Source organism: Fimbriimonadaceae bacterium (assembly GCA_019638775.1).
GTDB lineage: Bacteria > Armatimonadota > Fimbriimonadia > Fimbriimonadales > Fimbriimonadaceae > JAHBTD01.
The window spans coordinates 274524-299739 of record JAHBTD010000004.1 but is presented as its reverse complement, the minus strand read 5'-3'; the positions used below and the strand labels follow the sequence as shown (position 1 = coordinate 299739).

Sequence of the window (25216 nt, the reverse complement as noted above, 5' to 3'; positions counted from 1 at the left end):
TGGCTACTCCGAAGACGAGCGCCCTGGCGTTACCGTCGACGGACGCCCGGTAGGCGTGAAGAACGGCAACACAGTTGGTGTGGGCCGCGACTTCACCGTTCTGCACGAGATGGGAATCAACATCAAGGGCACGAACGAGACTGGTCCCAAGTGGGGCGGTACGCTGGTTGTCGGCAATACGCTCGGCAGCACCTATGATAGCTTCTTGCTCAGCTCCACTCCGCTCGACCGCGTTGCTTTCGGCAACCAGTCGTCCACATGGAGCGGTTCGCCTTTCGAAGAGGGCAACACCGACGTTTGGTGGCAGACCCTTTGGGTGCAGTACGACACCAGCCTTTGGGGACAGAACTTCTCGGCTACATTTGGTCGAGTTGGTCACCAGGTTGGCAGCTACTTCATGAAGCGATCTGACAACAGCCCGTACTTCAAGAACGAGCGCTGGGACAACGGCGACTGGTACTTCGACGGTGGAATCTTCGACTTCTCGATCGGCAGCGCTGACCTTACGGTCTTCGGCGGACGACAGAGCGAGCGATTCACCACTAGCGGTATCGACATCAACCCGATGATGGCGGGACGCTCCGGCGCTCCGTTCTTCCCCGGTGATGACCGACCCGTTGGCAAGAGCACGGACGGCAACTCGATCTACATCGATCAGCACCTCGGCTTCCAGCTTGGACTGCCGTTGACGGATCGCGGTAGCTTGAACCTGAACTACCTCATCTTCGACTCCAACAGCACAGCTGGCGTTGTCGGTAGCTCTGACGTGTTCAACCGAGTCGTGGTCTTCGGTGGCGACTTCAACTGGAAGGTTAACAACCGGATGAAGCTCAATGCTGGTTACTCCCAGTCGAACCTCATGCTCAACAGCGACACCCGCGTTGACGAGGACAACTCGGCATGGTGGGCAAACCTCTCTTACGACGGTGGCAACTGGCACGCATGGGCCGGATACCGCAGCATCGACCCGCAGTTCAACGCTCCTGGTTCATGGGGCCGTGTGGGTATGTACTGGAACCCGTCCGACATTGAGGGCTTCATGGGCGGCATCGGCTTCGACCTTAGCAGCAACACTTCGGTGCACGTTGGCGGACAGTGGTATGTTGGTCGCGAGACCGACATGAGCGGTCTTTCTAAGGACGACAAGCTCAACTCCCTGTCAGCTTCTCTTAACCACCGCATCAACTCCAACTGGAAGCTGATGCTCGGCGGAGAGTGGGTTGAGTGGGATCTTGATGGCGCACCGGCAAAGCCGCGTGAGCGATGGTATCGAGTTGGTCTGAACCACGACATGGGCAACAACACCAAGTTGAGCTTTATGTGGGAAATGAGCGACTATGACGGCAAGGGAGTCTCTGGCTTCAGCCTGCCGAACATCGGTCAGCGAGCAACGGGTGGTTTCTTGACCACGCAGGTTTCGATCCGCTTCTAAGCTAAAGCTTAGACTCGAATCGAAAAAAGCCCCTCCGGTTCTACCGGAGGGGCTTTCCTTTGTTTGGACCTTCGCGATTACTTAAAACGCACTGTAACTGTGTGCGCTTTGGCAACGTCGGCGGAAGGGATGCTTAGGACAAGAACATCTGCCGAACGGCTTGATCCAGCAAGAGCAAATGGCATGCGAGACTTGGGGTCTTGCTTGGTTACCTTCCAACCCTTTACAGCTTTGCCGTCTATCGTGACACTGCTCACTTGCTTGCCAGGCGTCCAGCCGGGGACGAGGTTCAGGCGAACCTCCCATGCGCGCAACTTCGACGCCCCGTTGTAATCGCCTGTCGTTTTGCCGATGTTCACGACCACATCCTTTCCCTTTGTCGACACCGCAATGGGTGTTTTGCGCATTCCGCCGTTCTTGTAGGCGTTGGTTGTGGTGTCGTCTTCATAGATAAGCTGAGTCGCAGAGGCTCCGGGGTAGATGTCCAAAGTAACGGCACTCCAAGGCTTTTGACCGACATAGTCCATCTGAGGCGCTAACGGGATGATCGTGCCGGACTTCACGAAGATTGGCATTTGGGCGAGAGTGGCGCTTGCAGCCGTTTTTGTTGGGCCTTTGATAACTTGGCCCGTCCAGACGTTCTGCCACTGCCCCGGCGGAATCCACACGTCGCGCTTCGAGACGGGGTTTTGGATCGCGTCGGCATAGACGAGCCGGCAAGTCGCGTTGCCGCTTAGCTCCATATATTCGATCTTGATGTCGTAGGTTTTTCCTGGCTGAAGATGTTGCGGGCTGAAGGTGAGTACGCTGTCCTGCGGCACCCACTTGTCAATGACGAGTTTGCCGTCGATCCACATGCGCACGCCGTCGTCGGCGATCAGCCCGAGCTTGATCGGTTTGTCGCCGGGGATGGGGCCGACCTTCGTGGTGAACCGCGCCGAGAAGTTGTCGGCGGGGAGCGTTGAGGCTCGGGCTCTCGTTCCCCAGACGAAGTCGATGGCGCGTTCGACGTCCGACACTCTCGGGGTGCCTTCAAGCCTGGGATTGTCGAAGAACTCGCCGAAGATTCCGCTGCCTCCGTCGGAAGTACGGAACCACTCCAGCGGCACGGGCTTCTGCGCCATACCGTCTACGACGGGCGCAACAAGAATCCCTTTGCCGAGCAGGTACTGGTCGTCCCGCTTGGCCTCGGCGTGCTGTGGATAGTCCAGATCGCAACGGCGGAGGATCGGCTCGCCGGTCTCGTAGTTCTCGCGGGCGGATGCGTAGAAGAGCGGCAGGAGGCGATACCGCAGCAGGGTGTAGTCGCGGCACATCTGCTCGATTTCGGAGCCCCACGCCCAAGGCTCGCGGTCGGGCAGCCTTGCCGTGTAGTGCAGACGCATCACGGGCGAGAGGGCGCCGTACTGCATGAACCGCACAAACAGTTCGGGGCTCGGGTGTCCGGTGTGTCCGCCGAGGTCTTCGCTCATGTAGGCGAAGGTGGTGTGGACGCCCGCGTGGACGGCGTTCTCGACGCCCTTGCGCAGAAAATCGAAGCTCGGCCCCTGGTCGCCGGTCCACTGGATCGGGAAACGGTGGGCGGCGATGTTCGGCGGGCGGTTGCGATAGCCGTTGTCGATGCCGTCGACGTTCGCCATCATCGCGGGGCGCAGGTTCGGCTTGGCGGCCTGAGTGATGTCTCGGTAGAGCATCATCCCCCACACCTCCTTGCGCAGGTTTGGCAGGGGTTCACGCAGTCCGACGGCCCAGTTCCGGTCGTACCACCACACGTCGAGGCCCGCCTTCAGCCAGCGGGTGAGCCCTTCGCTGCGATAGGCGAGCTCTTTGGGATCGAGGGCGGTGGGGGCTTGGGGTTCGGGGTGGTCGTTGAACATGGTGCGCACGTTCTTTTTGTGCGCGGCGGCGAGGAAGCGGGCCATGTCGGGGAAGAGCTTGACGTTTGAGTCGTAGCCGTGCGACGCTCCGATGCGCCAGTCGGTGTCGATGACGAACACGTCGAGCGGGAATTTGCGCTTTCGGTACTCGTCGATAAGCCCCAGCGCCGACTGCTCCGAGTAGGGATGGTAGCGGCTGTGGATGTAGCCGAGCAGATAGAGCGGCGGCATCTCGTTCCTTCCGGTCAGTTCCAGGAAGTCCTTTCTCAGCTGGCGATAGTTGCCGCTCGGGAGGAAGATATAGATGTCGGGAGCGTTGTTGCCGATGTCCCAGCCGGAGGTGGGATCGTTCGGGTTGGGCGAAGGTGTGAGTCCCCATTTCGGCGGGACGATTCTTGGGGCATCGGCAAACCACCAGACCTTGGGTTTGTCACCCGGGCTGGGCAACCAAACGCTGTTTGGAAGGGAGCCATCCCACTTCCAAAGCAGGGTCTTGGTTTTTCGGTCGCGAATCTCGATGTCATTGAGATTTGGGCTTCTCTTGTCCAGCTTCAGCTCCCAATTCTCCGTGAACATCTCGAAATCATCATCGTCTTCGCGGTCGGCGAAGTAGGCCGAGCCTCGCCACTTCTTGCGCTGAATATGAAAAGTCGAGCGGTCCTCCCAGCCCCCTCGACCTTTTTGCTCGATACGAATTACCGTATCGCTGAGCGCCTGGATGCGGATGTTTCCGAAGACCTCGTCGCGCGATTGAGCCGATCCTGCTGCCGCGAGTACAGCGAGACTAATACAGAACGCGGCTTTCACGATTTCGCAGCTCCGATCTTGACCAATGTCACGGAGTGTCGGGGCACTGTCGCACTAAAGCTGTCTTTGTGGAAGCCGAGTGAACGCTGACGCCACAAATCGCGAACGACGGCGCTTCCATTGAGCCCTATTTGATCCCAATTGACCGTGATCTTTGCGGGAAACTCCCCTTTGTTATAAAGACCGACGGCGGTTGTACCGTCTTCAAGCGGTTTGGCCCAAATCTCTTGCTCCTCTGCCTTCCAGATCAACTTGCCTTGCTTGCCGAGGGGGTCCTGATTGACGGCGAGGACTTCGTCGTTGGTGAGGAGGTTGAGCGTGAATGGATCAAGATTCTCCAAGTCGCAGCCCAACAGGAGCGGGGCGGCGAGGAGGCACCACATGGAGATGTGGGCGTACTGCTCGTTCGGAGTGAGCCGGGTGGGGTGCAGATTTGGGCCCCAGCCGACCATGCCAACGACGAGCATATCGGGGTCGTTCCAGTGTCCCGGACCAGCAAACTTATTCCACCTGTCTTGAGTGTCGAGGATGGAAGCCACGCTGCCCCACGCATCATAGATGTCGCCTGTCGTGCGCCAAGCGTGTGAGCGAGCTGCCCACTCGTGAGCGAGAGGGAAGGGGGCGCTGTTTGAGAGGCTGTAGACGAAATCACGCTTCGACTCGCGCAGGAGCTTGCTCATCGCCTCGACGTCCTCGACCTTCCAGGGACCCCAATCGTACTTTAGGTAGTCAATCTCCCAATCCACCCACTGCTGGACATCCTTGTCGATGAAGCTATATTTGCCGAATGTAAAGTGTCGTCCCGGGTTCGTTTTGATCTTGTAGTTCTCGTCGGCTTCGGTTTTGGTCCATTCGTAAGTTCCTTCGGGATTGTCTGCCGAGCCCCCGATATGCCCAAGGTAGCTGCCCCTCCAAGGTGTGGAGTAGATCCCGATTTTGAGCCCCATGTCGTGTATCTGGGTTGCGAGCCCGCCCATATCGGGGAACTTCATGTTAGGCATGATCGCGTTGTATTTACCTCCGCGCAGGCCCTGCCAGCCGTCGTCGATGTTGACGTAGGTCCAGCCGTGGTCTTTGAGGTGCTGTGCCATGCCCTTAGCGCTGCGAAGGACCTTGTCTTGTGAAACAGCGCCGCCCCAACAGTTCCAGCTGTTCCAACCCAGCGGTGGGGTGAGGGCGATAGTATTGCCAGCGACAATCCTCAATTCCCGGGTGGCCTTGCCGTGCTTATTCGTTGCGGTGACGTTGACTTTGTAGGTCCCAGCGACGGGAGTTGTGCCGGTGATGCGTCCGGTCGTACCATCGAGGCTGAGGCCCCTGGGTAAGCCCTGCGCGCTAAATCGAACCGGTTTCTCTCCCGTTGCCGTGACGGTAAAGAGGAAAGGATTGCCGGGCTTTGATCCAAAGACCTTTGCACCGGTAAGCCTTGGCTCTTTGGGTGGGGGCGGGGTGAGAATGACGGCCTTTTCTTCAGGCGCGGCGATCGGTATCGGCGCGCCAGAGCTCATCGTGATGGAAGCGTCTACCCAATCTGCGTGATCGTAATTGATGCCATCTCCACCGTCACCGACAAACAGGATGAGCATTTTGATGCCCTTCAAGTCCAGATCGACGGGCTTTGCCGCGTTCCCCGGTTTCATGACTCCGCTTCGCCATAGCGGCTTCTCGTCCCCATAAATCCGAAACTCAACGGTCGCAGGTTGGTTGGCCGATTCGTCGTCCACCCCGACCATTGCCTGGAAGCGCGTTCCTTTTCCGTCCAACTTGAGATAGAGCACGCTGGTCGCGTGGGTTCCGATTCCTCGCGCATAGGTCTTGCCAGCGATACGCAAGGGGTTCTTGTCAACGGAGCGATTGACCTGCGGAGTGCCCCAATCTTGCCTCATAGCTTTGAGGTCGAGGGACTCGATTGCATAAATCTTTGAAGCTTGTGCAAATGTAGCGAGCGCAATGAAGGTAAGCATCGGTATCATTTTGCCCAGGCAAAGGCGCCGACGGAAAGGCGTCACGGGAGTTTTTTGAAAGCCTTTGCGCTTTCCGGGCTCTTTGTGGCACGATTGAATTTGCAGAAACGCAAATTGGGAGCACGAAGCATGTCAAGCATGAAGCGCAATATTTGGATTCTCGCGGCCGCAGCCGCTTTGGCCTTAGCTGGATGTTCGGGTGGCGATAAGCCCGCCGATTCGTCTGGCACAGCATCATCGGGTTCTGGCGAGAAGATCCAGATCGCGATGATCCCCAAGGGAACCACCCACGAGTTTTGGAAATCGGTTCACGCTGGAGCTGATCAGGCGGCGAGCGAAATGAACGTCGATCTGATTTGGAAAGGGCCTTTGAAGGAGGACGACCGCGACGAACAGATTAAGGTCGTTGAGGACTTTACGACGAAACAGGTGAAGGCGATTCTTTTGGCCCCACTTGACGACAGCGCTCTGCGAGCCTCGGTATTGGCTGCGCAAGCTGCGGGAATCCCAGTGGCGATCTTTGACTCGGGGCTGAAGGATGTTGAGACCGTCAGCTTTGTCGCAACCGACAACCACGCCGCGGGGATGATCGGGGGGTCTGAACTCGGCAAACTTCTCGGAACGGATGGGCCGAAAAAGGTAATCGTTTTGCGCTATCAGTTAGGCTCTGCGAGCACGATGGAGCGTGAAGATGGCGCTCTCATGGCTCTCAAGGCACAGCCGAACATCGAGATCATCAGCGACAACCAGTTTGCCGGTGCAACAAGCGCGACGGCTCAAGAAATGAGCGAAAAGCTCATCACCCAATTCAAGAATGCCGATGGCACACCAAAGTTTGACGGCGTTTTTTGCCCGAACGAATCGAGCGCCTTTGGGATGCTGCTTGCATTGAAATCGAACGGTCTTGCTGGCAAAGTAAAGTTCGTTGGCTTTGACTCTTCAACCAAGCTTGTCGAAGGTCTTTCTGCCGGAGAGATCGATGGCTTAGTTGTTCAAAATCCGTTCAAGATGGGTTACGAAACGGTAAAGACAATGGTCGCTCACTTGAAAGGTGAGAAGGTTGAGAAGCGGATCGACACCGGTGCAACGTTTGTTTCCAAAGCGAACATGAACGATCCAGAAGTGGCGAAGCTGATCGCTCCGCCCAAGTAGGATGGCAACTCGCTTCCTACCCTCTAACCCGCGAGTGCGAGGAATTCTCTTCCTCGCACTCACTTGGGTCATTGTCTTCGTCCTGTTTGGTTTTCTCGTCGAGAACGGGCGATTCTTAACGCTCGGTAACTTCGAAACCATTTTGCGGCAGTCCACGGTTGTTGGCTTCGCCGCGATCGGGATGACGTTTATCATCATTAGCGCGGCAATTGACTTGTCCGTTGGTTCGATGGTGGCCTTCGTTACGGTTGCGATTGCGTACTTCCTAGATCGAATGGGCATGCCTGTCTTGCTTGCCGGAGTTGCAGGAATTGGGGCGGGCGCCGCGTGGGGCTTCTTCAACGGACAGATCGTTACACGGTTGAAGTTGAGCCCATTCATTGTCACCTTGGGCAGTTTCTTGATGATCCGTGGCTTTGCCAAATGGCTGGCGGGCAATCAGAAGATTGACGCCCCACTGACGTGGATTGGGAGCCTGACACAACAGCTGAAGCCGAGCCAAAAGTGGATGCTGGTTCCCTATGGCGTTTGGATGCTTATTGCGGCGGCCGTGATCGCGACCATCATTCTTGAGCGAACGGTATTCGGCAGAAACGTGGTTGCCGTAGGTTCAAATGAAGAAGCTGCGCGATTAAGTGGGATCAATCCAAGTCGAGTGCGAGCCTGGGTGTTTACCCTCGGTGGGATGTTCACGGGCTTTGCGGGTTTGATGCTCTTTTCACGACTGACGGTGGGCGACCCTACGGTTGGGGCGGGTCTTGAGCTTGAAGCGATTGCTGCGGTCGTCATCGGTGGAGCAAGCCTTAGCGGTGGCGAAGGCACAATTTGGGGCAGTTTGATCGGCGCGCTGATTATGGCGACGATTCGGTCGGGATGTTCGATGATGGGCTGGGACAACTACGTTCAGGAGATTATCACAGGTGCGATTATCGTTGTTGCTGTCGCGCTGGACCGGATGCGTCATGCGCGCGCGTTGAAAGCTGCGTAATCTTGATATTTGTGAGCGAATCTTGAGCGGCTCTGGTATACGCTGTATACATGAGTGTCGAGACAGTTGAGTATTCCAATGGCGAAGTGACGATCATTTGGCAGCCGAAACTGTGCATCCATTCGGGGAACTGTGTGCGGGGCTTACCGGCGGTGTTCGATCCCAAGAGTCGCCCTTGGATCGACCCACTCGCGGCGGCGACGGATGAGATCATCGCGCAGGTTGAGAAGTGTCCATCGGGCGCTCTGACCTGGCGAAAGAACGAGCCCTAAGGTTCATTCAACGACCTAATCGTGAATAGACCTTAGGGCTCTCCAGCCCTCACGGTTACTTCTTCTCGCAAGCTTCGATCCAGCTCTTCAGGTGGTTCAGTCCCTCTGGGTTGAACACATTGCCTGGTCTTCCCCATTTAGCAAAGCTGTCTTTGGTTGAGGAGGTTTGGAAGAACCCGTGATCGGAGTTCTTGACGAGGATGAATGTGCCCTTGCCCGGCGATCTTTGGTTGATGCCGTTTGCCGCCATTTCATGATCTTCTCTGGTTGAAATGAACTCGTTCTCGCCCCACATCATGAGAACATGGGCGTCAATCTTTTTCCAATAATCGGGGAAGTTCGTTTGCGCAATCTGTCTCCAAAAAGCCAGTGGTCGTGCGCTGAATGACTTGCCGTCAGGATAGGTGCCGTCAACGTAGGCAGTTGTTGACGGGAACTTCTCCTTCACTTGGGCGGGTGACCAGTCGGCGAGAAGAATCAAGGAATCGGCTAATGCCAGACTCTTCATGGCGTTGTCGTTATCGACATCGTTCATGCCCGCGAGCGTGTTTTGTCGGCGCACGTTTTCAAGCCAGTATTCAAGCCACGTTTTATACACGCTGCCGTAGATTGCGAGCCCCTTTACTGGAATCTCCGCTGCTACCTGAGGACCAAACGAGCCGCCCATGCTGTGCCCAAAAATGTAAACCCGATCCTTGTCGACAAAGTCGTACTCCTTTGTCGCCTTGAGAGCTTGTCGATAGATGTCCAATTCGGTGTTATAGTCGGTATCTGCGGTTGGCCCGCCTTCGCTGTCACCTTGCCCGGGTTTATCCACTCGAACAGTAACCCAGTCTCGGGCGGCAAAGTCGGTGAGGAAGTCTTTGTAGGGGCCCGTGCCCCACGCGGTATCCATCGAGTAGTTGCCCAGTCCTCCAATGATGAAAAGGACCGGATGCTTGCCGGGCTTGTTTGGCTTGGTTATAAGGGTTCGCATATGCTTGCCATTGCTGACAACGCTGTGATAGAGCATCTCAAAGTTGGTTCCTTTGACGCGAGGGCGCTCTCGCAAGGTCAAAGTCATCGTGTCGGTTTTGCCATTGCGCAGGTAGGTGATCTTTACGGAATCTCCCGCTTTTCGCTTGCCGATCTCCTCTACAACCTGGGCAGCCGAAGCAACTTTCTTACCGGCAAACTCTGTAATCACATCCCCCGCCTGGAGCCCTGCCACTTGAGCGGAACTCTCGGGTATTGGCGCTCCAAGAACGACTCCTTCCCCTGGGGTGGGAGCAGGGCTAAGCGGTGCGCCAAAAAGTGGTTTTCGAGGTAAGGGATCGGCGGGTTGACTCTCGTGTCCGAACGAGAAGGACGAGGTCACAACGATGAGGCAGAAGATAGCGAGGCTTCGATTCATAAGCGGTTCGACTCCATAAGGTTATGGCATTCCGTCTTACTCTAAACACGGCTCATTGGTTCCAGTTTATGCCCGATGTGCACTCGCTGCGCTCTTGTGGAGTCTCTCGCCTATCCACGACGAAACGCAGATGCCAGCCAAAACGTCATGTAATACATATCCGAGTCGTAACGAATAACTGAGGGGGTGTAGATGTCGGACGCAAACAACAGTTTTCACAAGGGCAGGCCGCGAAACTCCACGATGGACGACGCTATTATGTCCACGGCGATCGACCACCTGGGGAAGTATGGTTACCGCGGCTTGTCAATGACAAGATTGGCCTCCGAGGCCGGAGTGACCAAGCCAGCGCTTTATCGTCGCTTCAAGTCCAAAGAGGAGATCGCGAAAGCGGCTCTGATTCAGTTGGAGACGATCGAGGAGGTTCGCCTCACTGGCAATTGGGAGCAAGATTTGATGAATCTCATGTCAGCGAGTCAGCGGGCGTTGCAGCAGCCGAACGGAACGGCAATCTTCGGGATGCTTCTGAACGAGGAATGGGATTCGCCGGAGCTGCTGGAGTTGTTTCGTGATGAGATTACATCTACGCAACGTAAACAATTTCGAGACGTTTTGGACCAGGCTCGTGCGGCTGGCTACCTCCGCGACGACGTGAAGCTCAACGTTGTGATTAACATGATGATCGGCGGGCTTTATGCCAAATACACTGCCGACGGCCGATTGCCCAAAGATTGGTATGAGCGGGTGACGAATCACGCTTTGATGATCCTCAGAAAGTAGGCCGTCTTGTAGGCACAACTACCGTGCTTGCACCAAAGGTTTTCCCCAGCGCACTTCCGCGCGTCGGCAAGCTGTGCCGTTTGTGTCAGGATATGTAAACGCTTGCCTTGGCACAAGAATTGTAAACCGATTTGAGTTACTCTTGGGCGCCCTTGCTTGGGCATCCTCTTTCTTTGAAGGCACTTGATTGCGCTTATATGACGCGGCGGCAAATGAACCAGAACTTGTTCGGCGATACGATTGAAGCCCGGACGCCCAACTCCTCCCGGGCGATCTCCGCGAAGTATCTCCTGCTCGCCGCAGAAAGTGACGAGGTCGTTGCAAAGCGGATTTTCGACGAAATGGCGCCGATTCTTCGTCGGTTCGTTGATGCGCGGCTTAGAGGCAAAGGGGTTCAGGTTCGAGAGGCAGAAGATATTACGCCTGAAGTGTTGAAGGAGATCTGGCGCAATCGCACTAAGATCAAAGCACAAATTGATGCCGAATGGTGGGGATTTGTGCAAACAGTTGCCGACCACCATTGCTCCAAACACTTCAAGAAGAAGAAGCCTCCCGAGGAGTCCATCAATGGTCGGGTGGAATGCAGCGCTCTTCGCGTGGATTCGCTGCCGAAGCTTTTGGACAAGGCGCTGAATGGGCAGATTCTCGAAGTTGCCGATAGGCTTTGGTTACACTCCGGCGGCGATTCTACTGCGCAAACTTACGAATTATCACTTTATATTGCGCAACAGTTTTACTTCGAATCTCGACACCCTTCTGAATTAATAAAGATACTCTCACCGATACATTTTCGAAGCGAAAATGAGTTCCAGAACTGGCTTTGTCAGACAGCGAATCTTTCGGAAGCTATTTTTAAGTATCTCTATTTCTCTCCCTCTCAACTATGCTGCCATCTTCTTGATATCGATCATCTTGCGGAGCTTAGAACGATAGTCCAAGGCATTGTAGATGAAGAGAAGAGGCATGAAAAGATTGAGGCAAGCAATCGCTCGGCACGATCTTTGCTTGTTGTAAATCGGTTCTTCTTTACTGAGCCCTTGTCGCGTGTGTATTCGCGGTATGGTCCCGAACTAGGGAAGGAGCGCTTTGACGAAGAATATGCGAAGATTCAGGCCGATTTACCGTTCGCCGAGCGTGCTTCGCGAGTCTATCAATATGCGGTTCGCGCGAACCTGGTATCGGCAATCGACTTTATGGGTATCTGCAAGCGACTTGCGATACAATATCACGCGATAGATTATATTGAACCAAAACAGATTTTTGAGCTGATTGTCGACGTAGGAGATATTTTTGACTGTAGAATAACAGAGCAGATGCTCTCGAACTGGCTTAGCCGGGGCAGATTGTATGGCGAGCTCGAAAAGCACTTAGGGGAGGCAGAATGAGCGTGGAGCACGAATTTAGACACGAGGATATAGAGCTGATTCGGATGTTAGGTAGGAGCCTGTCGGGCTCCGAAGAAACGGAGATATCGGACGAATCACTTTTAAGGCTCATCTTTTTCTCAGATCGCAGTGAATTGGAGCGATTTGCGAATGAACTCGCATCTTCTCCCACTTTATCGCGAAGATTTCTATCGCTGCAGAAGGAGTGCGACAAGTACTCAGCACAGCCCATCACTCAGACTCCAATCAAGAGCGGCGATGAAGTCTTAGCTTATGTTTCGGGCGCGATTGAAGAATCGACACTAACCGCAATCGCAGCGCGACAAATGAGCGATGAGGGATGGTCCTCCCCAGATAGCAGCATGCGTGAGATAGATGCGCTTCAAGCGGCGGCGATAACCTTGACGGGACACTCGCTAAGGGCTTCAATGAGCGACATTTACGTTTCGTCCTTTAGAGGAGCGGCAGTAGCCTCACCGATGTCAGGCGACGCCGAAGCAAGCTCTTCGCAAATCGATCTGCTTGACCCTTCTGCAGAGATTGACGCGGACGGGACGCTCCGATTTTCGGCAGAGTTCGATAGCAAATACGCTTTTGCACCGGGAACGAAGCTTGGGCTGCATCTCATAGACCCTTGCGGTGGCAGCCTCCTGTTGGGAACGGCAGCTTATTCCAGCCGGTGGTCCATTGCGATCGAGGGCTTTGAGCAGCTAGCCAGGCTGGAAACGAAGATCGTGCCATCCAAACTCTTTGCCGTGTGCGTCGAGGGTCACACCCCCAGAGTCGAGCAGTGGAGGTCTTACGTTTACGACAGCACCATGTCGGATGGTGAGGCAAGCACTCCAAGCTCAGAATTGCTTATCTGGTCCCCGCCCCGGGTGGAGGATGGGTCGTTGATTTTTGGTGTCGATTTTCCGGATGGAATGCTTGAGGTGCATGAGGATGACTCGCTTCGGCTCAACATGCGGATCGGATGGAGAAAACAGGCATTAGCCCAATGGCCGATGTCGGCATTCCTCAGTGACCGGTACACTTTCCGTGTGCCGTTCCCCTACATCGACAATCAGGGCATTCCTTTCGGATCGCTGTTATTCTTCGAAATCTGCTAGGGCGGCCGAAGTTAGGGCATGCCGGAGTACTTGATAAAGCTTGAGCCGAATGGTGAAGCCGTTAGGCAAACCTTTGTGCCGGCATTCGGGCGCAAGGTTTCTGTTCGAGATATCGACGGTAGCTTGCTGAAAGATGTCGCGGCTCGTTGGACGTCTCTTCGCACCCCAGGTGCTCATCAGTCGATTGATGAAACAACCGTTGCCAACATAGCCCGCGATCTCACAGATTCAATCCTTGGGGCAAAGGAAGCTTATCTTCTGCAAGAGGGCATTCAGCGGTCGATGGGTTCGGAAGATCGCCTGAGTATTGTTTTCGAGCTTGGCGATAGCAGTCTTATGGCATTGCCGCTGGAGTTGCTCTCACTTCAGAAGGGGAAGAGCGCTGGATACTTGGCGCTTGATCCCAGTCTTTCCATGGAGCGGAGGCTCGTCGCAGGGAAGAAAAAGATTGTTCTGCCGGAAGATCCAGTTCGTATTTTGATCGTCACATCCAATCCAGCCCATGCTGGTGCGAACGACCTTCCCGGCATTCAGCAAGAGACGCGCTCGGTGCTGGCTGCATTGCAGAGATTCCGAGCCCAGGGCGTCGAGGTTCGACTCTGCGAAGACCCCACACCCACAACCTTTGCGCAGGAGGTTGCCTCCTTCCGACCGGCAGTCATGCATCTTTCGGGTCATTTCGTCCCTACTGCCGAGGGGTTTGGCTATGTTGTGCGCGACGAAGGTGGGAAAGGTATCGCAGCTCTATCTGCTGAGGATATACGCAGTGCAGCTCTAAAATCTGAAACTGCGCTGTGTGTGCTCAATGGCTGCCGGAACAGTGGAATTGGGTCGGGAATAGCGGAAGGGATCGCGTCTACTGGCGAAATCTCCGTGATCGGACACCAGTTCGAGATTCTTGATGACGACGGAGTGTTCTTCGCCGAGAACTTCTATCCGGCGTTGGCCAACGGGTTTCGAGTGCGAGAAGCCTTGACCCTCGTTCGTCGCAGAATGTCAACACGCTCGCTGGCCTGGTTGGCTCCGATTTACTACGCGCACACCCCGAACCTCCGGCTTACGCCGGATCAACTGAACCGTAAGCGAACGAAAGCTCCAAAATTTGTCGGACGCAGAGCGATTTCGGAAGAGATTGCGCGAGCGATCCTGTACGACGACTCGACAGTGGTGAATGTTTATGGGGCATCGGGTATCGGCAAGTCGGCGCTCGTTTCATGGTTGGGCGCGGTGTTTGGCGAATATCAGGGATTGCAGGTCACTGCACTTGATGGCGCGGAGATGGGATTTGACGATCTCGTTTCCGGGGCAGAGCGCTTTCTTGATGCTGCAGAACTTGCTGAGGACTCGGAAGAGGGCGCTGCCCGTCCGGTTGACCGCATTCTGATTGTCGATCATTGGCCGACGGGGAAGGATGCAGGCGAGCTAATCGCACGATTCGAGAAGGATGGACCCAATCGTGGAGCGAAGGCGATCCTTGTGACTTCCCAGGCCATCGCCGGATCAGGGGTTCGGTCGTTTGAACTTGGGCCGATGCGTCTTGCGGGTCAGAGCGAGGAGATACAAGAGGCGACGCAGCTCTTCATCGATCATTGGAATGGGGACACGCTTTCCGAGTCGAGGACTCTTGAAGCGATTAACGAGATATGCCGTCAACTGCGGGGGCACCCCGGCCTGATTGAATCGGCTGCATCTCTTGCAAATTTTGTCCCGATAGAGGAGCTTGCCGGACAGATTCAATCTTCTCCCAGTGTCTTGGCTGGGCGGTTTGGTGAAAACGCGGCTGTGCCCGAAGCAACTTTGCAGGCGCTCCCTTCAAACCTGAAAGAGATCCTGTTGGCGGCGTCATTTTTTGCTAGCGATTTTTCGGCGGCGGAGTTAAGCCAGGTCAGCGGCGTTGCTCCAGCCAGCGTCGGCACGGCATTGTATGAGCTCATCGAGTCGGGTCTCCTTGTTGCGGCCAGCGACAATTCTGAGCCGACGTATGCGTTGCTTGCTCCAGTTCGTGCCGGACTGATGGCGATGGACAATCCTTCCGGGGAGAGTCATCAAAGGAGCTTCACGGACCTGATTCTTCAAACCGCTCGGGCGATGCAGAGCCTAAACCAGACCGATAAGTGGCAAGAAGCCGCTCGCCTCCTCCAACGCAAGAAGGGCGACTTCGTGACGGTGATGCGTTTTCTTGTTGAGACTAAGAACGACTCCGGAGTGCTTGAGGCGTTTAGCCTTCTTGGACGATCCTTGTTTGAGGCAGGGGAGTGGCATCACTTTGAGGGGATAGCGTTGCCTGCCCTTGAGGTGGCACGCCGCACGGGCTCCGCCGAAGACGAGATGAAAGCCTTGGGTCTTCTTGGGGCGCTGCGCGCCGTGCAACAGAACTATTCGGAGTGCTACACAATGTGGCGCCGACGTGCTGAACTCGCCCATGACCTTGGTGATCTGAGAACCGAAGCCGACACGCTGCTGGATATTGGATGGCAACTTCGTGAATCTGCCGACCCGCGTGCAGTTGAGCACATCCGTCAGGGTCTAAGAGCTGCGGTTCAGGCAAGAGCGCGAATCTATATCGCTACGGGGTATGCCCAGCTTGCCGTTGTTCACGCAGAAGAGGGGGAGAACGACGAGGCAGCAAAGTACATCCGCAAGGCAGACCGACTGTCGAAGAAGATCGTTGGCGACGATGCGATCCTTTTTGTTCTGGTGAAGACGGGGGACGCCGCGACTGTCATTGGCGATGTCCGCACTGCGGTGGGCATTTATCTGCGAACGCTGCCCTTGGTTTGGGAGAGCGCTCGACAGCAGCATAACGTGGAGGTTGCCTATAAGCTTGCGGTGCTGTTGGACCGATACGAGAGCTACGCTTTGGCTTTGGTTGCCGCTGAACTGGCGATTCGAGCCGGGCGCGGGAAGGGTTGGACCTATGAGCGGGAAATAGACCGGCTTAACGCCTCCCTTCAGAAAAAAGCGGCGGCCTCTGGGGGTGTGGGTGAGGACCTTTCCGGGCGGGCGACGTACGAGCTTCGCAGGGGGCTTGTACGTGGATTACAAGATTTTTTGAAAAAACAGCCGGTGGTTTGACAGTTTGACCACTTTAGAGAGCTTCTCTACATATAGACAATCGCTACTTAAGGATGAAGAATGGCGGACGGCAATATCACGCTTCTGGCACCAAATATATCGGACGACGACCGCTTGTGGATCGCCCGATGCGACTTGAACGGTTTGCGTGAGTTTATCGCCAACCCGATTCAGTGGGTTGCAAACTTGTCTCGGGATGCGCAGGGCGCGCCTCGGTATATCCTGACCTCGACCTACGTTGTGGAGTTCCGCCCGAAAATGGCGACTCCGCAGTCAAGTTCGGCGGTTGTGATCGAGGGCATCAGCAGCACTCCGTTTGTGACCGTGCGAATCTCGGCGGGTGCGCCGACACCCCCACCCAATCTTGCCCAATGGGATGCTTGGGGAGACCAAGATGTCGCCATTCGCGGTGTCTCGGCCGAGGGTCTTATCTACGGGCATCTCAAGATCGTGAATGCTACCGACGCGCCCGCTGTGCGAGTCTCGAAGCTCTTTGAGATGCTGGTCGGATTGTCGAGCGATCTCTCGCTCATGAATCGTTTGCTGAATCGGCGGGCTCGCAACGCGATCTTTGTAACCGCGATGTCGGCAAATGGGGTGAATCCGCCCTTTGTTGCCGAACAGCCTCCGACCCCTATTTCGTTTGCGCCAGTCCAAAACGGCGCCGATTCGATCACGATCGTGATGGAAGGTGATGCGAACGAGCAGATCGAAAGCTGCGCGATGTTCGTTGGAACGCAGGATCCGCCGCTCTCGCCGGTGATTATCGAGACGCTTGGGATTAAGACGTACTACCCGGAGATCTGAACTCTGTAACTCAGTTTCTACCCAACTCCTAAACGTGAAATTGGCCGCGACCTTTGGGGAGGCGAACCGCGGCCGTTTCTTTGCCTTGGCGTCATACCCTCCCTGCTCCACTCCGTATCGTCGACGGGATGGTGTAACCTCTAACCCGAATCCATCGGGCATGCTTTGGCACTGGGCGGTGGGCAAAGGATTCTGCGGGCGTGTTTACCATTGAACGGATTGAGTTGTTGTTGCTCATTGCGGCGCTTGTCGCGATGGTAGCGCGAAGACTGCGGCTGCCATATACGGTCGGTTTGGTTGTTGCAGGTACAAGCCTTGCTGCTCTTGGCATTCAAACGGGTGTTGAACTCACTAAAGAGCTGATCTTCAATCTTTTCCTGCCGCCGCTCGTTTTCGAGGCGGCCTTGTTTATTGAGTGGAAGCGGTTACGTCTTGACCTTGTTCCTGCGCTCGTCCTTGCTACCGGTGGTGTAACGTTGGCAACAGGCTTGACAGCCGCAGGGATGCACTATCTCGCTGGGTGGATTTGGCCCACGGCGCTACTGTTTGGCGCGTTGATCTCTGCCACTGACCCGGTTTCTGTCATTGCTGTCTTCAAGGAGTCAAAGGTCGAGGGTCGTTTGCGCCTTCTTGTGGAGGCCGAGAGCTTGCTAAACGACGGCGTTGCTGCTGTTATCTTTGGGGTCCTTGTCGCTTGGGTCTCTGGGCATCAACTCACTGCGGCAACGGTCGGTGTGGACCTCCTTCGAGAAGTCGGCGGTGGTGTGGCATTCGGTCTTGCAACAGGAGGCGCAGTTCTCTTTCTTGCGGGAAGAACAACCGACCATCTCGTCGAGATAACTTTCACAACCCTCGCTGCCTTCGGGTCGTTCTGGCTTGCTCAGCACTTCCATTGCTCAGGTGTATTGGCGACGTTGGTTTGTGGTTTGATGCTGGGCAATATTGGAACGTTAGGTGCATTTACAGACAAAGGCAGAGAGGCTGTTCATGCGTTTTGGGAGTACGCTGCTTTCGTCGTCAACTCGCTTATTTTCTTGCTTATCGGAGTGAGTGAGCAGGCCTTGTTCAATCACTTTGGAACACTGGCTGTCCCTCTTATCATAGCTATTGTGGTTGTGACGCTCTCACGGGGAGTGGTTGTCTATCCTTTGGCGGCTCTCTTCAACAAGTCTCGGCGGCCCATCGAAACCAAGCATGTTCACATACTGTTTTGGGGTGGGTTGCGTGGAGCGCTGGCCTTGGCGCTGGCGCTGGGTTTACCCGCCGACCTTCCCAATCGCACCGAGATTATTACGGTCGCGTTCGGAGTTGTGGCGTTTTCGGTGATCGTTCAGGGCGTGTCCATGCCATGGCTTCTCAACAAGCTTGGCTTGATTCAGAAGCCAGGAACAAGGGAACCAGAGCTGGAAGGGAACAACGGGGTTTGAGTTGGGCACACAAGTAACCCCAATCCGAGATCAGTAGATAACGACTAGCCCGACACGCTGATAAGGCTAGCAACGCTAGTTGAGATTGAGGTTCGTGCCAGGCTCTGACTTACAAACTGCCCTTGCCACCGCCTCCGCCTTTGGACTTGTCGGGGAATTTGGGCGTGGCAGGAACGGGGTTCGGGTTCTTGCGAATCTCCTCTTGCAGGTATTTGATCGCTGCTTCCAGCTGGGAGTCTTTGCCTGCGTAGGTGGCGTGAGGGAGGTTGTCTACGACAATATCTGGCTCGACGCCGTGGCCTTCGATGAGCCACTGGCCTTCGGGGCCGAAGACGCCGAACTCTGCGGCGGTCGCGATGCCGTTATCGACCAGCCCGTTCGATCCGGTGAGCCACACTTCGCCGCCCCAAGTGCGCGTGCCGATCACCTTGCCGAGCCCTAGCCTGCGGAAGCCCTCGGAGAAGGCCTCGCCGTCCGAGGCGGTCCACTCGTTGCAGAGCACGACCATGTGTCCTCGGAAGGCGTACTGCATGTTCCAGGTGCTCATGCCCTTGTGCTGGTTCCAGTACATCCATGCCCGGCGCATCAGCTTTTCGAGAATCCAGCTGTCGATGTTTCCGCCTGCGTTGTGGCGTGCGTCGATGATGAGACCCTGCTTGTCGAAAGCGGGGAAGAAGTCGCGGGCGAACTGGCTGTAGTCACCCGATCCCATCGCGCGAAGATGCAGATAGCCGATGCTTCCTTTGCTCGCCTCTTCGACGGCCTTGCGCCGCGAGTATTCCCAGTCGCTATAGCGCAGGTTGCGGGCCTGCCCCAGCGACAGCGGGGTGACGATGACGTCGCGCGCCTTCGTCTTGTCTGCGGCAGGGTAGACGCGGAGACGAATCTGCTTGCCTGCTTTCGTTCGCAGCAGGGCGGCGGCGTCCGGCACCGAAAGGGTGGAAACCCCGTCGATCTGGGCGATGACGTCGCGCACTTCAAGCATCACGTCCGAGCGCAGGAGGGGGCTCATTTCTTCGGGGAGATCGGGGTCGTTGCGGTAAATGCGGGTGATGCGGTACCCGCCTGCGGCTGTGTCCTTCTCCCAATCCGCGCCGAGACCGGCTGCGTCGATACTGCCGCCTGCTCCACGGATGTCTCCGCCATAGACGTTGGTGTGAAGAATGGAGATTTCGCCGACCATCTGGGCAAGGAGGTCGGACAGTTCGGCGCGGTCGGTCACCCGGTCGACGAGCGGGCGATACTTGGCCTTCATCGCAGGCCAGTTCACACCGTGCATGTTGGGGTCGTAAAGATAGTCGCGATGCAGCCGCCATGCCTCGTCGAACATCTGCCTCCACTCCTCTCGGGGGTCGAACGAGAAGCTCCAGCCGCTTAGGTCCACGCGGCTTTCTTCGGGGTTGGGCGTAGCGCCGTTCGCGTCGAAGACGAGGATGTTTGAGCCGAGACCGGCAAGAATCTTCTTCCCGTCAGGGGTCGTCTCAAAGGAGCCCGCTCCGGGAAGGATCGGGTCGATCTGGACGTTTTGGCTGCGGATGGCGACGGAAACGATCGCAGGCGCGCCGTTTCCGGGCGTTGGGGAGCTGACGAGGTAGAGCCGTCCGCCGCATACGGCGAGGTTCCGGTAGTTGCCGGAAGGGACCGGGACGGGCTGCAGCCGATCCTGAATGCCGTCAAAGTCGATCTTCGGCAGTTCTGGCTTTTCACCCTCAGCGGGTTTCTTGGGGGTGTCGGGGACAGTCAGCTCGTCGTCCGGCTGGAAGGGGGAGCGAAGTCCCTTCTGCAACGGGATGAAATAGATCTGGTCCTGCTTGTCGAAGAACGGCTCGGGAGCCCGCGTTCCCCAAGGGCTGCCGACGAGCGAACGGAGACGGCGGTCGGAAAGGAAGTAGAGGAACTTGCCGTCCAGTGAGAACGTGGGGCTGGAGTCGTTGAAGCGGTCGGTCGTGACGGTGTGGGTTTTGCCTTCCTCGACGGAATAGATGCGGATCTGTCCGAAGGTGTTCGGGGGACCCCAGACGTAGGCCAGATAGCGTCCGTCGGGCGACCATGCCAGGTCGCCGATGTCGTCGGCTTCCGACTCGTCAACCTTTTTGTTCGCTTTCGTTGCCGTGTTGTAAAGGAACAGGCACTTGTTCTTATCGGTGTGGGCGATCCATTTTCCATCCGGCGACGGTCGGGATTGCCACTTGAGAATCTTGCTGTCGGTGGTGAGCTGCTGAGGCGCGAAGTCGGCTTCGCCGAGAATCCCAAGCTTCCACAGCTCGACTTCGCCGCTTTCGTCGGAGAGGGCGACGAGGGATTTGCCGTCGGCGAGGAACCGGGCGTCTCGGTAGCGCACGCTTTTGCGCCGCGTCGCCTCGACGATCCTGCCTGGCTTGACGGGTGCGACGAAGACCTGCCCGCGCGCGGTGAGGACGATCTTCGTGCCGTCGGGGGAGATGTGGGCGGCGGTGGTCCAGGCTAGCGGCTCGGTAACCCATCGCTCGCGCATCTGGTCAAAGTCGGAAGCGAGGCGGATGGGGATGAGGCGTTCAGTTCCGGTCTTGAGGTCGAGAACACGCAGGTCGGCGCCGTGCTGGTAGACGATGCGTCCAGTCCCCAGCGAGGGCGACTGCACGTCGTAATCCGAGTGCTTGGTGTGTTGCTTCAGGTCTTTGCCTTCGGGGTTCATTGACCAGATATTCATCACTCCGTCGCGGTCGCTTTCGAAGTAGATGCGTCCGTTCCAGCACATCGGGTCGCGGCTGGTGCCCTTATAATCGGCGGTGAGGGGCTTGGCCTCCTTGCCGTCGCCGTCCCATCGCCAGATGTTCTGGGCGGTGCCGCCCTTGTACCGCTTTGCGTGGCTGCCTTGGAAGGCGAACCGGGTGAAGAAGAGGCGACCGTCTTCGGCGAACGAGCCGTCGCTGGCTTGGGAGAGTGGAAGGATGCGGTGCTGGCGGTCAGTCGGACTGACGACGCAGAGCTGCATGTTGGGGAGGGTCGATTCGGCGGAGGTAGAGTAGATCACCCTGCCGTCTGCCGTCCATCCCCGGACGGTCGCATTCCGTCCGTAGGTGAGCCGGGTGGGAAGTCCGCCGTCGATGGGCATGGTGTAGACTTCGGTTGGGCCTTCGTAGGACGCGGAGAAGGCGACGAGCTTTCCGTCGGGCGAGATGGCGGCGCTGGTCTCGGCGTTGAGATGGGTCGTCAGGCGTTGAGCCATCCCGCCGGATGCGCTGACCCTCCAGAGATCGCCTTCGGACGTGAAGACGACGGTGTCTCCGTGGATGGTGGGGAATCGGTAGTAACCCAGCGCTCCGCCCTGATTCTGCGAACTTTTCTTAACGGCTGCGGCAGAGGAGGGCGTCGGGGTTGCGGTCGCGTCCCTTGATGCAATTTCATGCGCGAAAGCAATTCCGGCGATGAGGGCAAAGCCACCAAACAGGAGGCTCCGAGAGCGAAGTCCGAAGACGCTTTTCAGCATGTTTCGACTATACCGAGCCGTGCGTCATACGCTAACTCTCATCTTAAAAAAACGTACATGCTTGCACGAAAGCGCGGCAGTCGGTAGGCTGATGCAATGGATATCGGTTGGATGGATCTTTGCTTAAGGGTGGCAAGCGTTAAGAGATCGCGCGAATTCTATGAAGGATTGGGATTTCACAAAGTAGAAGGAAAAGACGATGAGGGTTGGGCCGTGATGACAAACGGCGATGCTCGGATTGGGTTGTATGAGGCTCAGCACATGGGCAAGGATGCGTTTTCACTCAACTTTCGGGGGTCGGATGTGATGGCAGTTGCCGAAGAGTTGAAGGCTAAGGGTTATGAATTCTATGACGGCCCGACCCAGACGGAGCAAGGAAGTTCAGCTTGGATGAAGGACCCGGATGGCTACACGCTCTTCTTTGATACGATGGTTGGGGAAACCAAGAAAGAGTAGTTTTCGAGCCTTACCGCCAGACTGACTTAACGCCGCGAACGGCAGGCTTGATGAGACCTCCCACCAGAGCAAGGGGAGGATCAATCTGGGTGAAGGCGTGAAGGACAGAGTAGAGGGAATGCGCCGAGAATCGCGGTTCGCGTGTGATGACGTAGATTGGCTCCCAGGCTTCAGGAGCGAATTTGGCCTTAAATGCCTCAAGACCATCAAACCCATAAAAGCGACTTCCAAACCGACGAGCGTACTTGAACACGCGGTCCACCCAAACGGGGTTGAGCGACTGCCCAGCCTCCTGCAGATGTGAGAGCGGGACAAGGCCCATCGTAAGGTAGCTTTCTCCCTCTTCGGCAAGACTCCTTGCGGCGGTGTCCATAAGGAGTTCGACTGTGCCGTTCGGAGCATCAGGAGTTCGTGGAAACTGCTCGGTCAGCCACCCCTGACGTGTGGCGACGGGGGCAAGGGTTAGGAATGCAACAGGTTTACCCTCTCGGAGAGCTACGAAAAGGCGACGCCCCTTCAGGTCGCCCAAGGTGTCTGGCTCAACAAGAAAGTGCAGCGCGGGCAGGCCGCGAGTAGCCAGCCATCGGTCGAGACATATCGTCAACTGGGGGTGATTTTCTGCCTTGGCCCAGGGCCATTCTTCAATAGTGACTCCTTTGTTTCTTGCGCGGGCAAATTGGGCTCGGAGGGATCGGTGGTTAGCCGTCCGCTCGTTCCAATGGGCGAGGTTCCACACGGGCTGCGAACCTACCTGGATGCATGAATGTCCGGGTGAATGAATGAGATGTCTCTGAACCCGACCTGCTGAACCGAAGTAGCAAAGCCGATAGCCCCCATCTGTGCAAGCCCGTTCCCATTCGGTAAATGCGCTACGAAGTTCGTTGGGATGGCAGATCGGCCCACCGGCAACAATCCGAGCGCGTCGCCTTTCGACGTAACCCACGACGGATTCACCGTTTTCGGCAAACCAGAGCTTGAACCCAGGATTGATGATTTGGTATGCCGTTGCATTCCACCCATGCCGCAACACTATCTCTCGGGCGCGTTCTTTGGCGGTTGTTTCGTCAGTCATGCCAGCTACGAAAACTATACCGACGGCCCTGAGTCACCTTCGCGCATTACACCTAGACTTGGGGCAATTCAGGCGGTAAGATTGACGGGTGCCTTCTCCAAAAGCGACGGATAGTTCGTCGGAACAGGCGACTCGTTGGAGACTTCTTAGCCGCTTAGATCGTCGCCGCACACTCCTTCTCGCGGGCGTCGTTGGCGTCATCGCGGGCCTTGTCGCGGTTGCTTTTCGCTATATCATCGTTGCAACCGAACACGCGAGTTTGTATTTTGCCAAGGCTCTTGACACGTCGAACTTGTTCATCCTGCTGGGGATCTTAGTTGCCGGTACGGCTTTGGGCGGTTTGGCCGGCTGGGTTACTGAGCGCTTCTGCCCGGAGGCTGCTGGCAGCGGTATCCCCCAGACGAAGCTCGCGATCTTAGGCATCCGACCCTTGCGGTCGGTTCGCGTGTTGCTCGTCAAGCTCGTGGGTGGCGTTCTTGCTTTGGCTTCGGGAATGTCACTGGGAAGGGAAGGCCCGACGATTCACATGGCGGCAGCTTCCGGCGAACTCTTCGGCAGATTGGTAAAAGCGCCGCGTCGTTCACGGCGAGCGTTGCTAGCATCTGGGGCGGGGGCTGGGCTTGCCGCGGCATTTAATGCTCCCCTTGCTGGATTCCTCTTTGTGATGGAAGAGCTCAAGCGTGAGATGTCACCGATCACGTATGGCACGGCTCTGATCGCGTCCGTTTCTTCTGTGGCAGTGGCTCGCTTTGCGATTGGTCAAGAGTCGTCATTCTTGTTGCGCGAAACTCCCATCATTCCGCTCCGAAGTTTGTGGATTGTTGTTGTCGTCGGTATTGTCGCGGGCTTGATTGGCATCCTTTTTAATCGAATGCTCTTGCGGGGGATGGACGTTCGAAAGAAGTTCCGCATTCCTCGGTGGTTGGCTGGCGGAATCGTCGGGGGTTTTGCTTCGTTGATGCTTGCTCTCTATCCACGGATCGCGGGTGGTGGTCACACCGTCGCCGAGAGCGTTTTGCGCGGAGGTTTTGACAACATCGCTCTGCTCGCGCTCGCGACCATCCTGATTGGCAAACTTCTCATGACGATAGCAAGCTATTCCACCGGAGTTCCCGGAGGAATCTTTGCGCCGCTGCTTGTCATTGGAAGCTTGGCGGGACTGCTGATCGCCCTGACTTTGCAAACTTTAGGCGTCGATATTCAAACCCCGCCCGAGGTGTACGCGACAATCGGCATGGCGGCAGTTTTGTCGTCGTCAGTGCGCGCACCCCTCACCGGTGTTGTCCTTGTCGTGGAGATGACGAGTCAATATACGCTCCTCTATGCGCTGTTGATTGGCGCGTTCGTGGCCTATGCGGCAGCCGAACTTTTTCACGACAAGCCGATCTATGAAGCGCTCATGGAGAGGCAGCTCGAAACCGAGTCGATCGATCACGATCATGACGGCGAGGTGGTTGAGTTTGCTATCGAACCGGGGTCGATCTACGAGGGCTCGCGCGTTGATTCTTTGGGACTGCAGAAGGGGATCCTCATCGCGGCGGTCGAGCGAGATGGTCGGGTGCTGGCTCCCCACGGCAAGACGGTGTTGCTTGCGGGGGATATGGTGACGTTTGTTCTTTCGGCGGGCCTTCCGCCGACCCTCCTTGCCGAAGCTATGGAGCATGCGAAAGCGCCGTAGCCGCCTTAACCGCACACTCAACAAATAGGCAACGGGCACTCAAAAATCAGGTAGCCTCCCCCAACGCTCAGCC

Annotated in this window: 17 protein-coding genes; 12 read left to right on the top strand and 5 right to left on the bottom strand. The window is 56.6% G+C overall.

What is annotated here, in order from left to right; genetic code table 11:
• Positions 1 to 1432 (top strand): hypothetical protein (locus KF784_15590; GenBank protein ID MBX3120481.1); only part of this gene is annotated, 1432 nt, incomplete at its 5' end.
• A 77-nt stretch (positions 1433 to 1509) separates the two neighbouring features.
• On the opposite strand, the gene KF784_15585 is transcribed toward KF784_15590, so the two are convergent.
• Both KF784_15585 and KF784_15580 read right to left on the bottom strand, forming a co-directional pair.
• On the bottom strand, positions 1510 to 4116 hold the full coding sequence (locus KF784_15585; protein MBX3120480.1) for a DUF5110 domain-containing protein: 2607 nt from the start codon (positions 4114 to 4116) through the stop codon (positions 1510 to 1512).
• Positions 4113 to 6080 carry an NPCBM/NEW2 domain-containing protein gene (locus KF784_15580; GenBank protein ID MBX3120479.1) on the bottom strand — a complete coding sequence of 656 codons (1968 nt, stop codon included), beginning with the start codon at positions 6078 to 6080 and terminating at the stop codon, positions 4113 to 4115. Before KF784_15580 ends, KF784_15585 begins: the two co-directional genes overlap by 4 nt.
• Before the next feature lie 129 nt (positions 6081 to 6209).
• On the opposite strand from KF784_15580, the gene KF784_15575 reads away from it, so the two are divergent.
• The 3 genes from KF784_15575 to KF784_15565 are packed head-to-tail and all read left to right on the top strand — an operon-like array spanning position 6210 to position 8492.
• Positions 6210 to 7232, top strand: a complete 1023-nt coding sequence (locus tag KF784_15575) for a substrate-binding domain-containing protein (protein MBX3120478.1) — start codon at positions 6210 to 6212, stop codon at positions 7230 to 7232.
• 34 nt (positions 7233 to 7266) lie between these two features.
• A complete protein-coding gene (locus KF784_15570; protein MBX3120477.1) occupies positions 7267 to 8220 on the top strand; it encodes an ABC transporter permease in 954 nt (317 codons plus the stop codon).
• A 50-nt stretch (positions 8221 to 8270) separates the two neighbouring features.
• Positions 8271 to 8492 carry a (4Fe-4S)-binding protein gene (locus KF784_15565; protein MBX3120476.1) on the top strand — a complete coding sequence of 74 codons (222 nt, stop codon included), beginning with the start codon at positions 8271 to 8273 and terminating at the stop codon, positions 8490 to 8492.
• A 55-nt stretch (positions 8493 to 8547) separates the two neighbouring features.
• On the opposite strand, the gene KF784_15560 is transcribed toward KF784_15565, so the two are convergent.
• Positions 8548 to 9885: an alpha/beta fold hydrolase gene (locus tag KF784_15560; GenBank protein MBX3120475.1), complete on the bottom strand. Its 1338-nt coding sequence runs from the start codon at positions 9883 to 9885 to the stop codon at positions 8548 to 8550.
• Positions 9886 to 10077: 192 nt separating this feature from the next.
• Between KF784_15560 and KF784_15555 the strand changes: the two genes are divergently transcribed.
• The 6 genes from KF784_15555 (at position 10078) to KF784_15530 (ending at position 18468) form a co-directional block, all read left to right on the top strand.
• The gene (locus KF784_15555) at positions 10078 to 10665 is read left to right on the top strand and encodes a TetR/AcrR family transcriptional regulator (protein ID MBX3120474.1); all 588 of its coding nucleotides are present in this window, start codon (positions 10078 to 10080) and stop codon (positions 10663 to 10665) included.
• A 173-nt stretch (positions 10666 to 10838) separates the two neighbouring features.
• A complete protein-coding gene (locus tag KF784_15550; GenBank protein MBX3120473.1) occupies positions 10839 to 12050 on the top strand; it encodes a hypothetical protein in 1212 nt (403 codons plus the stop codon).
• The gene (locus KF784_15545; GenBank protein ID MBX3120472.1) at positions 12047 to 13159 is read left to right on the top strand and encodes a hypothetical protein; all 1113 of its coding nucleotides are present in this window, start codon (positions 12047 to 12049) and stop codon (positions 13157 to 13159) included. The genes KF784_15550 and KF784_15545 overlap by 4 nt, the downstream gene beginning before the upstream one ends.
• 18 nt (positions 13160 to 13177) lie before the next feature.
• Positions 13178 to 16234, top strand: coding sequence for a CHAT domain-containing protein (locus KF784_15540; GenBank protein MBX3120471.1), 3057 nt, complete (start codon positions 13178 to 13180; stop codon positions 16232 to 16234).
• Positions 16235 to 16294: 60 nt separating this feature from the next.
• Complete coding sequence (locus KF784_15535; protein ID MBX3120470.1) at positions 16295 to 17041, top strand: hypothetical protein; 747 nt, start codon at positions 16295 to 16297, stop codon at positions 17039 to 17041.
• Between the two features lie 200 nt (positions 17042 to 17241).
• Entirely contained in the window at positions 17242 to 18468 is a 1227-nt protein-coding gene (locus tag KF784_15530) for a sodium:proton antiporter (GenBank protein MBX3120469.1), read from the top strand.
• A 109-nt stretch (positions 18469 to 18577) separates the two neighbouring features.
• Here KF784_15530 and KF784_15525 read toward each other — a convergent pair whose 3' ends face one another.
• A complete protein-coding gene (locus KF784_15525) occupies positions 18578 to 21937 on the bottom strand; it encodes a PD40 domain-containing protein (GenBank protein MBX3120468.1) in 3360 nt (1119 codons plus the stop codon).
• Between the two features lie 96 nt (positions 21938 to 22033).
• On the opposite strand from KF784_15525, the gene KF784_15520 reads away from it, so the two are divergent.
• Positions 22034 to 22393 (top strand): VOC family protein, encoded by a 360-nt coding sequence (locus KF784_15520; GenBank protein MBX3120467.1) that lies wholly within the window; start codon positions 22034 to 22036, stop codon positions 22391 to 22393.
• Positions 22394 to 22403: 10 nt separating this feature from the next.
• Here the strand turns inward: KF784_15520 and KF784_15515 are convergent, their stop codons facing one another.
• Positions 22404 to 23465, bottom strand: a complete 1062-nt coding sequence (locus KF784_15515; GenBank protein ID MBX3120466.1) for a DUF2156 domain-containing protein — start codon at positions 23463 to 23465, stop codon at positions 22404 to 22406.
• Between the two features lie 88 nt (positions 23466 to 23553).
• On the opposite strand from KF784_15515, the gene clcA reads away from it, so the two are divergent.
• The gene (gene clcA / locus KF784_15510) at positions 23554 to 25143 is read left to right on the top strand and encodes a H(+)/Cl(-) exchange transporter ClcA (GenBank protein MBX3120465.1); all 1590 of its coding nucleotides are present in this window, start codon (positions 23554 to 23556) and stop codon (positions 25141 to 25143) included.
• The last annotated feature ends 73 nt before the right edge of the window (positions 25144 to 25216 follow it).

Coding starts and splice junctions, on each gene's coding strand:
- KF784_15555 (MBX3120474.1), top strand. CDS start 10,078: ATGTCGGACGCAAACAACAGTTTTCACAAGGGCAGGCCGCGAAACTCC.
- KF784_15520 (MBX3120467.1), top strand. CDS start 22,034: ATGGATATCGGTTGGATGGATCTTTGCTTAAGGGTGGCAAGCGTTAAG.
- KF784_15540 (MBX3120471.1), top strand. CDS start 13,178: ATGCCGGAGTACTTGATAAAGCTTGAGCCGAATGGTGAAGCCGTTAGG.
- KF784_15535 (MBX3120470.1), top strand. CDS start 16,295: ATGGCGGACGGCAATATCACGCTTCTGGCACCAAATATATCGGACGAC.
- KF784_15515 (MBX3120466.1), bottom strand. CDS start 23,465: ATGACTGACGAAACAACCGCCAAAGAACGCGCCCGAGAGATAGTGTTG.
- KF784_15565 (MBX3120476.1), top strand. CDS start 8,271: ATGAGTGTCGAGACAGTTGAGTATTCCAATGGCGAAGTGACGATCATT.
- KF784_15580 (MBX3120479.1), bottom strand. CDS start 6,080: ATGCTTACCTTCATTGCGCTCGCTACATTTGCACAAGCTTCAAAGATT.
- KF784_15560 (MBX3120475.1), bottom strand. CDS start 9,885: ATGAATCGAAGCCTCGCTATCTTCTGCCTCATCGTTGTGACCTCGTCC.
- KF784_15575 (MBX3120478.1), top strand. CDS start 6,210: ATGTCAAGCATGAAGCGCAATATTTGGATTCTCGCGGCCGCAGCCGCT.
- KF784_15545 (MBX3120472.1), top strand. CDS start 12,047: ATGAGCGTGGAGCACGAATTTAGACACGAGGATATAGAGCTGATTCGG.
- KF784_15525 (MBX3120468.1), bottom strand. CDS start 21,937: ATGCTGAAAAGCGTCTTCGGACTTCGCTCTCGGAGCCTCCTGTTTGGT.